Source organism: Sphingobacterium sp. NGMCC 1.201703, from assembly GCF_047784615.1.
Taxonomy (GTDB): Bacteria; Bacteroidota; Bacteroidia; order Sphingobacteriales; family Sphingobacteriaceae; genus Sphingobacterium.
The window spans coordinates 199,267-214,244 of the sequence record NZ_JBLOHD010000005.1 but is presented as its reverse complement, the minus strand read 5'-3'; the positions used below and the strand labels follow the sequence as shown (position 1 = coordinate 214,244).

Here is a 14,978-nt window from a genome sequence, read left to right as displayed (position 1 = left end):
CAAAAATGAAAAATAAATTATTTCTGTTGTTGCTAGCCGGCATGGCTTTGACAACATCTTGCAATAAATTTTTGGAGGAAGAGCCGAGATCCAATTTGTCATTGGAACAGTATTATGCCAATGACGGACAGGCAACCGCCACGGTGAATTCACTTTACCGTCGTGGGGCACCCCAACGCTATTCGGTTGCCGCCAGCGCCTATGTGGGGCCAACAGCTTCGATCAATACCATGCTTACCGGGTATTTTATCAATACCTATGAGGGGCAAGAGCAAATCTGCCTGTTTGCAAGGCAGCTGACCAGACAGCAAAATACGAGTGTTGTCTCAAGCACCATGAATACCATTTGGGACGAGAGCTATAAAGCCATTAATATTGCCAATGCAGGTATTAAATACATCCCTGGAATCACCATGGATGAGGCGAAGAAAAAGTCTTTACTGGCTGAGACAAAATTCTTTAGAGCCTATAATTATTTTTATCTGGTCAAAACATTCGGCGCAGTCCCATTGTCGGTAAATCCGAATGAGACACTGGCGGATGATCTTTATTTGGATAGAACAGATGTTGCGAAAGTATATGAGTTGATTGAAGCGGATCTTAAAGATGCTGTTGCCAATTTACCTGCGCTTACTTTTGCGAAAAATCAACACCGTGTTACTAAGTATGCTGCGGCAATGACTTTGGCTAATGTATATTTACAACAGGGTAAGTATGCTGACGCAGCTGCAGCAGCGAAAATTGTTATTAATTCGCCGCATAAGATGACTGAGAATACAGACTTAAAGCTGAATAGTGCATATAATAAATTACGCACAACAGATGATCTGGAGGAGGTTATTTATGCGCAGGAATACGATGCAGCAATAAATACAAGTGGATGGTGGACAACCTATGCGTTTAGTTCCTCAGCAACTTCTGTTTTTGACAAATACTCCATTTTTGAGCGTATCTATGGTCCGACTGATCAATTTTTGAATGTTTATAACGAGAAGGACTTACGTATTCAGCCAAATCAATTTTTTCATTGGAAGTATACCAATCCGGTTAACGGCAAAACCTGGACCTCAGATGTACCGGGCATTTGGTATTACTTTGATGAGCAGGCCGCTACGGTTACAGGTCGAGGAACTAAAGACTGGAATTTTTACCGTTTTCCTGAGGCCTTGTTGATTGCTGCAGAGGGGATTGCGAAATCCACTGGTGTCAGCGCTGAAGCTGCCGGTTATTTGGCACAGGTTAAAGCTCGCGCAAATACGGAAGGAAAAACTGTAGCTGACTTGACCACGGAACTGCAAGCATTATCTGCTGTCGATTTTGTCAAAGAATGCTGGAAAGAACGCTTGCGTGAATTCCCATTGGAATTCAAAATGTGGGATGATATCCTACGAACAAAAATGTTCCCTGTAATCTCTACGACGGAAGCCGGAAAAATAGATTTTGTTCCTTTAGTTGGTGCAAAAAATGGATCCGGAGCTACGTTTAAAGAGTCGGATTTATTATGGCCGATTTCTCCTGATGAGATTCAGCGCAATAATAAATTGACTCAGAATCCAGGGTATCAATAACAGGATAGCGTGGACATCAAAAGATGTCCACGCTTATCTTGAATACATAACGTAGATCATAGGGCTTATGTAATGGAGCCGAATCTAATAAAAAAGTATTTATAGGAATGCATTGGCTATTTTTTTTAAAAAACCCCTTTATAATTAAAGTGCTAACCCAGATCTAACAAAAATAAATAGCCAAAAAGCATCTTTGCGAAAAAGGGGGATAGTATACTTTTTTTTAGAAAAATAGCAAAAACGGTTTTGCTAAATATATAGTAGCTATTACTATAAACCAATGAATTATTCAATAGATGATTCTAGGAAATTTAAAATAGTAAAACTGACCAAGCTCAAATGAAATTTAATTAAATAGTACGTTTTAACCAAACGTTTTATAAACCAAATCACTAGTATATGAGCAAAATTGATTTAAGAACATTCGCACGGCTAACGAAAAATACAAAGTTATTTTTTTCGTTGACTGTGATCGCAGGCACAATGCATCAAGCATATGCTGTCGGGTTCGTTCCGAGCAATGGATCAAAAAAGGTTTCCATCGATAAGAGCGTTAATCTTCAGGATCTGATCAAAGGAAGAGTTCAGGATACAAAAACCGGAGAAGCGATTGCTGGGGTCTCTGTAAGTGTCAAGGGATCCGAAAGGGGAACCACATCCAATAGAGAGGGTAATTTCGCAATTGAGGCAAAAGCTGGAGATATTCTGGTCATTTCATCCATTGGCTACCAGCCTAAGGAGGTGAAGGTGGTCAATAGTGCTCCGCTGAATATTCAGTTGTCGTCGGCTGAAGACCAATTGGAAGAAGTGATTGTTGTAGGCTATGGTACACAAAAGAAAAGTGAAGTGACATCGGCTGTAGCTTCAGTGAAAGAGAGGGATTTTAATCAGGGTGGGATGCGAAATCCGATGGATCTTGTACAAGGTAAAGTTGCAGGTTTAAATGTGACTAGAACGCAAGGAAGTAACCCAAATGCTGGTTCTAGCATTCAGTTGCGTGGTATGGCATCTTTAAAAGGAGGTAATAGTCCTCTGATTGTTATTGATGGAATCCCTGGTGGAAATCTTGATTTAATTAAACAGGGTGATATCGAATCTATTGATGTGTTGAAGGATGGATCGGCTGCGGCAATCTACGGTACTCGGGGGAATGGTGGTGTTATCTTGGTAACCACAAAAAAAGGAAGGTCTGGTGAACCACGATTTGAATACTATACCTATGGTCAACATGAGGCTGTAGCTAAGAAACCTGAGATGTTGAGTGCACAGCAATTTAGGGATTATGTGGTGAATGGCCAAAATAAACCTGATTTGGATTTAGGTGCTTCAACGGATCTATATGATGAATTGATCAACAAAAGTAATTTCTCAACCTTTCATAATTTCGTAGCTAGCGGTGGTGGGGAAAAGTCTAATTACCGTGCTTCTGTCAATTATGAAAATGCAGAGGGTATCGCCAAACAGAATGGTCGTCAACAGTTTGGTGGACGGATTAATTTTTCGCAGACAGGTTTAAAGGACCGATTGACTTTCTCTGGTAATATTGCTGCAAATTTTAATAAAGCAGATCTACTTGGAGGGAAAACGGAATATTTCGAACAAGCAATTCAACGTAATCCAACTGCTCCATTATACAATCAAGATGGTAGTTTTTATCAGACCCAAGGATATAATAATTTTAACCCCTTGGACCGTATGGCCAACCGCGTGGATCAACGAAATCAAGAGACGTTTTCAGGAGATGCTCGTTTAAAATTGAAAATTATTGAACCATTAAGTATTTCAGCATTCGGATCCTATCTTAGGAATAATTGGAATGATCGGCAATATAGATCAATTAAAGACTGGGATCAGCGCCAAAATTCAGAATATCAAGGTATGGGATATGCCTGGAAACGTAATGAGTTAACTTGGTCAAAAACATTTGAAACAACAATTGACTATAACCAAACTTTTAATGAAAAGCATAATGTTACTGGATTATTGGGCTACAGTTTTCAATATAATGGGTATGAGCGTTTTGAGATGGCGAATAATGGATTTACAACCGATGCTTTCCAGGACTGGGATATGGGAAGTGGAACGGCGCTAACCAATACCAAATTACCAAGACCATCAATGGGCTCATTTAAAGAAGATAATAAACTAATCGCTTTTTTTGGTAGGGTAAACTATAATTATGATCAAAAATATTTTATAAGTGCAATTCTGAGAAGGGAAGGTTCTTCACGCTTCGGAGCGAATCACAAATGGGGAAATTTTCCAGCAATTTCTGGAGGTTGGACGATTAGTAATGAGGATTTTTTCACAAATAAGGATGTTGTTAATAATTTGAAACTGCGTGCCGGATATGGTATTACTGGTAATCAGGGATTTCCAAATTATAACTCTTTGATTTTATTAGGTACAGGCGGTGTTTATCCTCAGGACGGAATCTACTACCAAACCTACGGACCAACACAAAATCCAAACCCTGATTTGAAATGGGAACAGAAAGCGGAATTCAACATAGGCCTTGATTTCGGTTTATGGAACAATCGCTTGACTGGTTCCTTGGATGTATATAACCGAAAAACGAACGATTTGCTTTACGAATATAAAGCTCAGCAGCCTGCATATGTAAGTACCAAAATCTGGTATAATGTCGGAGAGGTTTCCAATAAAGGTGTAGAATTGCAATTAACCGGTATAGCCATGCAGAAGGAGGATTTCAAATGGACAATCGATTTTGCAGGAAGTTATCAAAAAAATAGATTAGTGTCTATGTCAAACGATATCTTTAAAAATGACTGGTTAACCTTTGGAGGACTCCCTTCACCTGGTAATTTGGGAGATGCCATCCGTTTGGAAGAAGGGGGAGAAATAGGTTCTTTTTATGGGAAACGTTACGCGGGATTGAATGATAAAGGAGAGTGGTTATTTTATAAGTCTGATGGAACAACTGGGACAACGAGTGAAGTGAATGATAATGACCGAGCTTATATTGGCAATGGTGTCCCCAAATTTAATGCTTCTTTAGGAAATCGTTTTGCGTATAAAGGTTTTGATCTAACTATCTTTTTCCGAGGAAAATTCAAGTATGATATCCTAAATACCGCAGACATGTTTTTTGGAAATCAAAAATGGCTCCCGAATAACGTTTTTGAAAGTGCCTTTACCAAACATGCGGCTATCAAACAAGACCCACAGTATTCCGATTACTATTTGGAAAACGGAAGTTTTGTGAAGTTGGACAATATCACGTTGGGTTATAATTTTAAATTAAAGACCGATTATATCAAGAGTTTATATGTGTATGCAACAGGAAGAAATATTGCAACATTTACAAAGTATACAGGATTAGATCCCGAATTACAAGATACAGGTTTTGAAGCTGGAATTGATTCAAGAAGTTTTTATCCACGGACACGGTCTTGGACAATTGGTTTAAATGTTGGGTTTTAAAATTGGAATAACATGAAAAGAGCTAATAAATATATATGCTATGCATTGTCGTCCTTGATGCTAGGAGGAACAATTTCATCATGTACCAAACTTGATGAGAATGTATATAGCCGAATTAAAAATGAAAATTTTTATAAGAATAAACGAGAAGTAATGCAGGCCGCATTGCGTCCATTTACGCATATGCAAGCCTGGTTGGCCCCTACAGGAGGAAATGGTTTTTACTACCATTCAGAATTAAGTGCAGATCAGGTAGCTTGGCCGCAAAAAGGCCGACATGGATACGATGGTGGTGATCATATCAGACAGCATTATCACACCTGGACAAGTAATGAGGGGCGGATGCGTGGAGCTTGGGAGTTGATGTGGGGTGGAGTTGGTTATGTGAATAATGCCATTCAGGATATAGAAAAATTGGATATTACACAAATCCCTGATCTAAAAGAAGAAGAACGGGCTCAAATTATTACGCAGTTAAAGGTGATGCGAGCTTTTCATTATATCAAGATTATGGATCTTTGGGGAAATGTTCCGATTGCTACAAAAGTAGCAGATCCATTAAATCCGGAAACAAAACCACGTGCTGAAGTCTTTGCATTTATTCAAAAAGAATTGGAAGAAAATGTACCAAAATTACCTAAAACTTCCGCTGAAAATATCGGCCAAGTTTCGATGGCCGCAGGTTATGCGATGCTGGCTGAGCTTTATCTGAATGCGGAAAAATGGTCGGGTAAAGCCATGTATGACCAATGCATTTCTGTATGTAATAAGATAATCTCCGGAGAAGCAGGAGGAATAGGAGGTGCTCCTAAATTAGCTTCTGACCTAAATTCCTTATTTAGCAATACAAATTCTGAAAACCCCGAGTCATTATTCCAATTTCAGTATAGCCGGCAAGCAGGCTTTACATTTGATTGGGCAGGTTTTTATATGAGTTATGACTATATGAAAGAAGTGCTTAAAGTGGGGTATGGTGGATGGAACGCCTTTGTGGTGATCCCAACAGCATTTGATGCTTATGCCGAAAATGACCTTCGGAAGAAAGAGTGGTTTCTTTTTGGACCTCAGTACAAGTTTGGAACAACTATTCCCGTTTTAGGAACAGAAGAATACTCGGGTAAACCTTTAGTGTTTGTGAATTCTATTCGGAGGGAAAGTGAAGGGGATAAAACTTCAGAAGGTGGAATGACGAAAGGTGAGGAAAATTCAGGCGCGCGTTTCAATAAATATAAATCCGGTACCCTGGATGATCCGAATTACTGGGAAAATGATTATATCATTTATCGTCTAACAGAAATTTATTTTGATAAGGCAGAGGCACTCATGCGGAAAAATGGCGGAATAGCGACACAGGAAGCTGTAGACCTTATCAATGCATCCCGTAAACGGGCTTTCAAAGATGCGGACTGGAATGCGAATAAATATACAACTTCTACATTGACTCTGAATGAGTTGTTGGCCGAACGCGGTCGGGAATTTATTTTTGAAGGGAAAAGGAGGACCGATCTGATCCGTTTTGGTAAATACATTACCGCAACTTGGTGGGATCATAAAGCCACTAATGATAAAAACAAAGAAATCTATGCAGTTCCTATGGATCAACTGGCAATCAATCCAAATTTAAAACAAAATCCCGGTTATTAATCCTGAAGAATACGGGAGCCACGAGCTTCCGTATTTTTTATAGAAGTCGATGAAACAAATAATGGATTAGCGCATCAGCTATTGACTATCGAAGTTGATATGTGAACTTATTATGTGGAGTTACAAAAAAATAAAACAACAAAGAATGAGTAGAATTTTATGACTTTGCTTCCGCATTTTATTTGCTTGAGAACAGTTGTTGCACAGAAAAATAATTTTCTGCATCGTGCTGCTCAGGTACTCCAATATATTCACCATAAATTTCGAGATACCAACAATCAACTTCCAACTGAAATATATTTATTTAATTTAAGTCGTTGCAGTGATCATGTGTCTTTGTTGAAATGTTTAGCTGTTTACCTAAGCCGAGATGCCTGTTAGCAACATAGCTTGTTCGATGCATGTAACATATTGGTGAGATATATTAAATAATGTTTACTTAACATAATAGATAGAATAAAGTTTTTATCTTTGATGTATCAAGTCTTTGAAAACTCAACAATTATGAAAATTAAAAATCTATTACTGTCATTCCTCCTGATAGGCCTATCTACCTATAGTCTGATGGCACAAAACAAAAAAATCAAACATGTCGTTTTAGTGGGATTCGATGGTTTCGGTGCTTATGCATTACCTAAAGCCGAAATGCCAAATCTCAAAAAAATGATGCAGGACGGAACTTATAGCACACATGTGCGTACTGTTTTGCCTTCTTCGAGCGCAGTGAACTGGGCATCTATGCTGATGGGAGCTGGGCCTACAACACATGGTTATACGGAATGGGATAGTAAGACTCCTGAAATTCCGTCAACGGCTAAAACCGAAAATGGCATGTTCCCTTCTTTGTTTAATGCGCTCGCTCGGAAAAATCCTAAGGCCCAATTTGCAGTGATACATAGCTGGCCTGGAATAGGATATTTGATAGATAATAAGGTGGTTCAGAAAATCATTAATACCCAGGATGATGACGAAGCTGCATTAAATACAACCGTAGATATCATCAAAAAGGAGAAACCTACAGTTACTTTTGTGCATTTTGATCAACCTGATGGTGTCGGCCATAATATTGGGCACAATACGCCGGAATACTATGCCGAACTAAAAAATGTTGACCGACGGATCGGAACGTTACAACAAGCGGTTAAAGATGCCGGTATCGCTGATGAAACGATCTTTGTTGTTACTGCGGATCATGGTGGGACAGGTAAAGGCCATGGCGGTAAATCGTTAGCAGAAGTGGAGGTTCCCTGGGTGATGACCGGACCAGGTGTGCCAAAGGGAAAAGAGATTAAAGGAACAGTCATGATTTATGATATCGCTCCGACATTAACCTGGCTGCTGGGAGCCCCTCTTGATGCGGCTTGGCGTGGGCAGGCAATTAAAGCTTTTCAGCAATAGTTTAATAGATGCCCATTAAACCTTCTTGTTTTTGCAAACCTCAATAGCTATGAAATCAACTGAAGATCTTCTGGCCATTAAACTGGGCGTAGCAAGTTCATTATCTTTTTGTAAAAGATAGGCGTCAATGGAAACGGACTATTCAGAAATAAAAAAATCCCCAGAAGCTTTAGTTCTTGGGGATTTTTTATTGGATCTATTGACATTCGTTATATATCAACAACAACATCCATTTTAAAGTCATCATCTTTTAGATGGACAATCTCTGTCGCTTTTTCGTAGTTTGTTGATTTCTTGGAGAAGAAGTCGTGTTGTGTGGTCTCTGTGTTCAAGCCATTCAATACAATTGGGTTAACTTGTTTGACTTCAAAAATTGGATCAAAACCTAAGTTCATCAATGCTTTGTTGGCATTATAACGAACGTATTCTTTCACCTCAGCAGTCAAACCTACCTCTGTATAGATCTCTTCTGTATATTTCAACTCGTTTTCATACAAGTTATAGAGTAACGCTAAGAAACGTGCTTTTACCTGATCCTGATTTTTTAATTTTTTGAATTGATCCTGTGCCATCAATCCTACGAATACACCGTGAATGGATTCATCGGCGATAATTTTCTTGATGATATCGGCAGAAGCTACCATTTCACCCTGGCCACACAACCACAAGGGTAGGAAGAATCCCGAGTAGAACAGGAAGGATTCCAACAATACAGAAGCAGCCATAGCCATGTAGATCTCCTCGTCAGAAGCATCTTCTTTGTCGATGGCGCGGTAATAACCGTCGATCATCTGTGCTTTGTATTGTAAGTATTTGTTTTGTTGAACCCATTCGAAGATATCATTGATTTCAGCTGTCGTTGAAACCGTTGTGAAAATAGTGGAATAGGATTTTGCGTGAATGGCTTCCATCATACACATATAGGACAATACGGCTTTATTTTGTAATGTATCTATGTGGTCGATGATTTTTGGCATACCCGTATGACTCTGCAAGGTATCTAACAGGGTCAAACCGCCTAATGCTTTTTTATAGGCATCTTTCATTTCTGGGCTGATACGTTTCCAACTATCGATATCTTTCGATGGAATGTATTCGGTGTCAATCCAGAATTGACGAATGTTTTGCTCCCAGAACATCAATACATAATCGTTCTCGGGGGTATTCCAATTGACAGCTTTATATGTTTTACTCATTTTTATTTTAAAGTATTAGGCATTTATTATCATGTATTTGAACTTCTGATGTTTGATTAAGCCAAAAGTTGCCGATAACTTGGCAACTTTTGACCTATTCACATTATATATCCAAATAAATTCTAAAATCTTACGATTAGGCTGAACAAGAGACACATTCGTCGATGGTCGATTTTCTTGTCCGTGTGTAATAAAGGGATTTTAATCCCAATTTATGTGCATAGATATAATATCTAGACAAATCTCTTGTGGAATCTTTCGAGTTGGTATGCAAGATTGTAGATACCCCTTGATCGATATGACGTTGAATAACCGAAATCAATTTCAATACTTTGAACTGATCCATGTCATAGGCCGATTTGAAATAGAAATAGTTGTCGTTTGTCAAATATGGCATTGGGTAGTAAGTCGTACTATCACCATATTCACGCACTTCAATAATATCCACGATTGGCATTACTGATGCTGTTGCATTCATGATATAGGAAGTCGATTGATTTGGAGCAATCGCCAAACGGTAGGCATGATAGATACCATGTTCTTTGATTTTTGCTTTTAATTCTAACCAATCTTCTACAGTTGGAATATGTATGCCTTCGAATAATTCTTGGACTTTCGCTGTTTTTGGAAGATAATCACGGTTGACATAGCTATTGAAATAAGTGCCATCTGCGTAAGCTGATTTCTCAAATCCAACAAATGTTTTACCACGTTCTTTGGCAATTTCCATAGATGCTTCCAACGAATAGTAATTCATCATCATGAAGAAGGTATTGGCAAAATCCAAGGCCTCATTAGATTCGTACATGATAAAGCTTTTTGCAAGGTAGCCATGTAGGTTCATTGCACCAAGTCCTACAGAGTGCAATTCGCGGTTGGCTTTTGCAATCGATGGTACCATATCGATATTGGTTACGTCAGTGACCACAGTTAAAGCACGCATTGCTGTTTTTACCGTTTCTTTGATGCGTTTGTTGTCCATCACCGTAGCGATATTTAACGAACCAAGGTTACAGGAAATCCCGTAACGGATTGTATCTTGTTTGCCATAGATCTCGATATCGGATACTTGTGATACCTGCATGATCTCAGTACATAGATTGGAGAATTTCACCTGACCAATTTCATTCAAAGCATGTACACGATTGGTATTTTCTTTGAAGAAGATATAAGGGTAACCTGATTCTTTTTGTGTCTGTGCGATCTTAACCAACAGGTGACGTGCGTTGATTTTTTTCTTTTTGACATTTGGATTGGTGATCAACTCATCGTACATCTTGTCCATATCCATTTCATCCAAGAATTGTCCATACTCTTGCATTACCGTATGTGGGTAAATCAAATAGCAAGGCTCATCTTTTTCTGCCAGTTCCATAAACTTGTCCGGAACGATGATACCGATTGATAGAGATTTGATACGTACTTTTTCGTCCACGTTGATTTTTTTACAATCAAGGAACTCTTCAATATCCGAGTGGAAGATATTTAAGTATACTGCTCCTGCACCGGGACGTTGTCCCAATTGGTTCGCATAAGAGAAGGTATCTTCCATGATTTTCATGATCGGAAGGACACCCCCTGCACGGCCCTCAACACCTTTGATCGCCTCGCCACGAGCGCGGATTTTGGAGATATTAAATGAAACGCCGCCACCGATAGACGATAATTTCATCGCTGAATCAACCGCATAACCGATCCCGTTCAGGTTGTCACCAATTTCATCCAAGAAACAGGATACCAATTCCCCCGAACGTTTTTTACCCGCATTCAAAAATGTTGGTGTCGCAGGTTGGTACTCTTGGTTGATCATGATCTCCGCATATTCAATCGCTTTTTTTACGCCTTCTTCGCGTGCTAAGAATAGGGATACCGCAACAACGCGGTCTTCATAACGCTCTAAGAATTTTTCACCGGAATCATCGCGAAGTGCATAGCTCTGGAAAAATTTAAAGGCCGCCATGAAGGATTCGAAACGGAATTTTTTGGCATACACATAATTGAATACCTCTTCCATTTCTTCAAATGTAAACCATTGATAAAAATCAATATAATAGTTGTTTTCTACCAAATAGTCTATTTTTTCTTTCAATGTATAAAAGAACACGGTGTTCTTATTTACATATTCCAGGAAATATGCGCGAACAGCTTCTTTATCTTTATGTAAGCTGAACTCGTCATCATGCTTAATCATGATTTCATTATTAAGCAATATCCAGTTTTTTGCTACTTCGTTTGCTACCATCGCAAAAGTTCTTTAAGATGTCAATAAATTGGTTTATGTCTTCCATTGTTCCGGACAGTTCAAATTTGAACGCCAGTGGAATGTCGAAATCCTGTGAAATACGATCAGCAGCCAAACCGAAATTTGGTCCCCAGTTGCGGTTGCCACTGGAGGTTACGGAATAAATATTTTTAGCTTCTCGTTTCATGAATTCTTTTGTGTTTTCGGGCACCTGTCCAAAATTCGTGGTAAATGTGACCAAATGGCCAGGCTGATTTACCTGAAGGTCAGCGCTGATTTTATGGATCTGCCAGCCAGTAATCTGTGCGACTTTATCCATAAAACGCTGTACGTTACCCGTTCTGGAATCGTAATAAATGTGTATCATGTTATTGTGTCTGTTTTAATGATACCCTCGATTTATTAAAGTGCAATGGCAGCCAATTCTTCTGGTTTAAAGCCAATGATGCGGTGTTGAATTTCTTCATCTTCCAATACGATTACTGTTGGTACCGTACGGATTTTGAATTTTGCGGCCAAGTCAGGTTCATCAAAAGGATTAACCGTTTCATATTGGATACCTTTTTGATCCAAATAAGCCGATACTTGTGCACAAGGAGCACAATCGTTTTTCTCAAATTTGATAATTCTTGCCATGTGTGTATGTTTATTTTTTTAATCCGATCTTCATAGAAAAAGAAAGGTCGTTACTTCGTTGAATTGCCAATTCTTTCATTAGCTTAACAAATATCATATATTTTCTTGCGAAGCGCTAGTTTGACTTTTCCACATTTTGGGCAAAAGTTTGTCATAGGATGCGTTTACTGCTAGTTAACACTGTTAAGTGGTTGGTAAATAGTCGTTTATGAATGTGGATAACTTTAAATAAACAAATTTTACCTGTTTTTTACGAAACAATCTAAGTTTAATTTTACTGTCATAAAACGGCTACAAAACTTGGATTTTTTTCATAAATTTATTACCTTTTAATGCCCTAATTTGCAAAATAAATTTATGAAGAAGCTATGCTATGCTCTCCTGTTGTTATTGTCGTTGAAGACGCAGGCACAGGAGAATATCACGTTCCAAAAACCGAGTTCCGAAATTTTGGCCCTGGCTGATTTTGTCCGGCCGCCCCAAATTAAGATTTCCAGCGATAACAAGTGGATGTTATTCACCTATCGTTCGACTTATAAGAACTTGGAGGAACTGGGGCAGGAAGAAATGAAATTGGCAGGATTAAGGATCAATCCAAGGACCAATATGGAAAGTTCGACCGTCTTTTACAACAAGATCGGTTTGAAAAAAATCGGACAGCAGACCGAAGATAAAGACTTCGTAGGAATGCCTCAAAAGCCTGCTTTGTCCAATTTTGCATTCTCCCCCGACAATAGCCTGCTGGCATTTACCAATACAAATGATATGGGAACGGCTTTGTTTGTGCTGGATTTGGCAACAAAGACAGTAAAGCAGTTAACCACTTACAATTTAAATGCGACGTTGGATGTCCCTTTTCAATGGTTGGGTAATTCAAAGCGCTTACTGATCATGGCATTGCCAAAAGAGAAAAAAGCCTTATTGGATCCGTCAAGAGACCTGCCTACAGGGCCAGTTGTATCGACAAGTGATGGAAAAGTATCCCAGTTAAGAACCTATCAGGATCTATTGAAAAATCCACAGGACGAACAGAATTTTGAAACACTGGTGCAATCCAATCTACAGTTTGTGGATCTGGAAGGTACGATTTCCAATTTCAAAGATAAGGCGATCTATACAGGGCTATCTTTTTCTCCAAATGGGGCCTATGTGATGATAACAACCATTGCAAAACCTTATTCGTATGTGGTCCCGGCTTCACGTTTTCCACAACAGACGCGGATCTATGATCTAGCCGGTAAGGAGGTTGCCCTGGTTAATGAGGTGCCTTTGACAGAGGTTATGCCCAAAGGTTTTTCTTCCACACGTCCCGGCAGAAGATCCTTACAATGGCGCGACGATCAGCCGGCCACTTTGGCTTACGTTGAAGCCCTGGATGGAGGTGATGCCAACAAACCAGCGGAATTTCGTGATGCGCTCTATACATTGGATTACCCTTATACGGGAAATGGAAAATTGATCTTCAAAACGAAGGATCGGTATGCTGGGGTAATATGGGGTAACGACAAATACGCGCTGGTTTATTCACAATGGTACGATACGCGCAATGCGAAGACTTTTGTTGTCAATCCTTCTACAGGTGAGACTAAGTTGTTGCATGATCGGAACAGTCAGGATATCTATAACGATCCAGGCACAGTGTATCAACACAAAAATGCACTCGGAAACTACAGCATGTATATCGATAAAGATAAAGTGCTTTTTGTAGGCAAAGGCTTTACCAAAGAAGGGGAATTCCCTTTTGTCGATGAATTAGACCTGCAAACGCTAAAGAAAAAACGGCTGTATACCGCAGCTGCATCTGAACTGCAGGAGCGGATCGGTGAGATTATAAATCCCAAGACGGGCGAATTGTTGGTCTCACTGCAATCGGCGTCGGTGTATCCTAATTATTACCTGAAAAACATGAAGTCTGGTAAACAGGTTGCCTTGACTGCATTAGAGAATCCGTTCAAATCACTTGAGAAAGTTCATAAAGAAATCCTGAACTATAAACGTAAGGATGGAGTCGAACTTTCGGGGACGTTATATCTGCCCGCAGGCTATGATATGACAAAAAAAGAAAAATTACCCTTGTTGATGTGGGCTTATCCGAGGGAATATAAAGACAAAAATACAGCTGGCCAAAGTACGGCAAATCCAAAGGAATTTACCTTCCCGAGTTATGGTTCATTTATTTATTGGGTATCAAAAGGATATGCGGTACTGGATAATGCTGCTTTCCCGATTGTAGGTGAAGGTAAGAAGGAACCGAATGACAACTTTATCGAACAGTTGGTTGCCAACGCCGAAGCAGCAATCAATGCTGTGGATAAACTAGGCTATATTGACCGTAAAAAGGTTGCTGTAGGTGGACATTCCTATGGCGCTTTTATGACTGCGCATCTGCTTTCCAACTCAAAGCTTTTTGCTGCCGGAATCGCTCGTTCAGGAGCTTACAACCGTACCTTGACGCCATTTGGCTTTCAAAGTGAACAACGGAATTTTTGGGATGATCCAAAACTGTATATGACCATGTCTCCATTTGTCAGTGCAGATCGGATGAAGACACCATTGTTGCTTGTACACGGCGGGGCAGACAATAATCCCGGAACTTTTACCTTACAGACAGAACGTTATTTTCAAGCTTTAAAGAACTTAGGAGCACCCGTGCGTATGGTCATTTTACCACGTGAAGCCCATGGTTATGTTGCCAAGGAAAATATCTTTCACCTGCTATGGGAGCAGGATCAATTCCTGGAAAAATACTTGAAGAACTAATTATCGTATTTGAATAATAGGCTTGGGCGCTTTCGCAAACGACAACTGTCAGGGGCGATTGCTTTAAAGTTCTTCAGCTTATTAAGCAAG

Annotated in this window: 9 protein-coding genes; 5 read left to right on the top strand and 4 right to left on the bottom strand. The window is 39.4% G+C overall.

The features are described 5' to 3' along the window. Window positions 1–5 precede the first annotated feature (5 nt). The 4 genes from ACK8HY_RS11905 to ACK8HY_RS11890 all read left to right on the top strand — a co-directional run bounded on the left by ACK8HY_RS11905 (window position 6) and on the right by ACK8HY_RS11890 (window position 8,054). Complete coding sequence (locus ACK8HY_RS11905) at window positions 6–1,568, top strand: RagB/SusD family nutrient uptake outer membrane protein (protein WP_416133749.1); 1,563 nt, start codon at window positions 6–8, stop codon at window positions 1,566–1,568. Window positions 1,569–1,967: 399 nt separating this feature from the next. Beyond that, window positions 1,968–5,012, top strand: a complete 3,045-nt coding sequence (locus tag ACK8HY_RS11900) for a SusC/RagA family TonB-linked outer membrane protein (protein ID WP_416133748.1) — start codon at window positions 1,968–1,970, stop codon at window positions 5,010–5,012. Between the two features lie 12 nt (window positions 5,013–5,024). Further along, a complete protein-coding gene (locus ACK8HY_RS11895; protein ID WP_416133747.1) occupies window positions 5,025–6,656 on the top strand; it encodes a RagB/SusD family nutrient uptake outer membrane protein in 1,632 nt (543 codons plus the stop codon). A 504-nt stretch (window positions 6,657–7,160) separates the two neighbouring features. Continuing rightward, window positions 7,161–8,054 carry an alkaline phosphatase gene (locus ACK8HY_RS11890; protein ID WP_416133746.1) on the top strand — a complete coding sequence of 298 codons (894 nt, stop codon included), beginning with the start codon at window positions 7,161–7,163 and terminating at the stop codon, window positions 8,052–8,054. A gap of 209 nt (window positions 8,055–8,263) precedes the next feature. Here the strand turns inward: ACK8HY_RS11890 and nrdF are convergent, their stop codons facing one another. The 4 genes from nrdF to ACK8HY_RS11870 all read right to left on the bottom strand — a co-directional run bounded on the left by nrdF (window position 8,264) and on the right by ACK8HY_RS11870 (window position 12,128). Beyond that, window positions 8,264–9,250: a class 1b ribonucleoside-diphosphate reductase subunit beta gene (gene nrdF, locus ACK8HY_RS11885; RefSeq protein ID WP_104383770.1), complete on the bottom strand. Its 987-nt coding sequence runs from the start codon at window positions 9,248–9,250 to the stop codon at window positions 8,264–8,266. 136 nt (window positions 9,251–9,386) lie between these two features. After that, on the bottom strand, window positions 9,387–11,441 hold the full coding sequence (gene nrdE / locus ACK8HY_RS11880; RefSeq protein WP_343562001.1) for a class 1b ribonucleoside-diphosphate reductase subunit alpha: 2,055 nt from the start codon (window positions 11,439–11,441) through the stop codon (window positions 9,387–9,389). A gap of 10 nt (window positions 11,442–11,451) precedes the next feature. Beyond that, the gene (gene nrdI, locus ACK8HY_RS11875; RefSeq protein ID WP_077437060.1) at window positions 11,452–11,859 is read right to left on the bottom strand and encodes a class Ib ribonucleoside-diphosphate reductase assembly flavoprotein NrdI; all 408 of its coding nucleotides are present in this window, start codon (window positions 11,857–11,859) and stop codon (window positions 11,452–11,454) included. Between the two features lie 35 nt (window positions 11,860–11,894). Next, window positions 11,895–12,128 (bottom strand): thioredoxin family protein, encoded by a 234-nt coding sequence (locus tag ACK8HY_RS11870; protein WP_077437059.1) that lies wholly within the window; start codon window positions 12,126–12,128, stop codon window positions 11,895–11,897. Window positions 12,129–12,485: 357 nt separating this feature from the next. Between ACK8HY_RS11870 and ACK8HY_RS11865 the strand changes: the two genes are divergently transcribed. After that, window positions 12,486–14,888 carry a prolyl oligopeptidase family serine peptidase gene (locus ACK8HY_RS11865; protein ID WP_416133745.1) on the top strand — a complete coding sequence of 801 codons (2,403 nt, stop codon included), beginning with the start codon at window positions 12,486–12,488 and terminating at the stop codon, window positions 14,886–14,888. Window positions 14,889–14,978: the final 90 nt, after the last annotated feature.

What these genes read in the sequence shown, in the direction of transcription:
- ACK8HY_RS11890 (WP_416133746.1), top strand. Translation starts at nt 7,161, where the DNA reads ATGAAAATTAAAAATCTATTACTGTCATTCCTCCTGATAGGCCTATCT.
- nrdE (WP_343562001.1), bottom strand. Translation starts at nt 11,441, where the DNA reads ATGATTAAGCATGATGACGAGTTCAGCTTACATAAAGATAAAGAAGCT.
- ACK8HY_RS11870 (WP_077437059.1), bottom strand. Translation starts at nt 12,128, where the DNA reads ATGGCAAGAATTATCAAATTTGAGAAAAACGATTGTGCTCCTTGTGCA.
- ACK8HY_RS11905 (WP_416133749.1), top strand. Translation starts at nt 6, where the DNA reads ATGAAAAATAAATTATTTCTGTTGTTGCTAGCCGGCATGGCTTTGACA.
- ACK8HY_RS11900 (WP_416133748.1), top strand. Translation starts at nt 1,968, where the DNA reads ATGAGCAAAATTGATTTAAGAACATTCGCACGGCTAACGAAAAATACA.
- ACK8HY_RS11865 (WP_416133745.1), top strand. Translation starts at nt 12,486, where the DNA reads ATGAAGAAGCTATGCTATGCTCTCCTGTTGTTATTGTCGTTGAAGACG.
- nrdF (WP_104383770.1), bottom strand. Translation starts at nt 9,250, where the DNA reads ATGAGTAAAACATATAAAGCTGTCAATTGGAATACCCCCGAGAACGAT.
- nrdI (WP_077437060.1), bottom strand. Translation starts at nt 11,859, where the DNA reads ATGATACACATTTATTACGATTCCAGAACGGGTAACGTACAGCGTTTT.
- ACK8HY_RS11895 (WP_416133747.1), top strand. Translation starts at nt 5,025, where the DNA reads ATGAAAAGAGCTAATAAATATATATGCTATGCATTGTCGTCCTTGATG.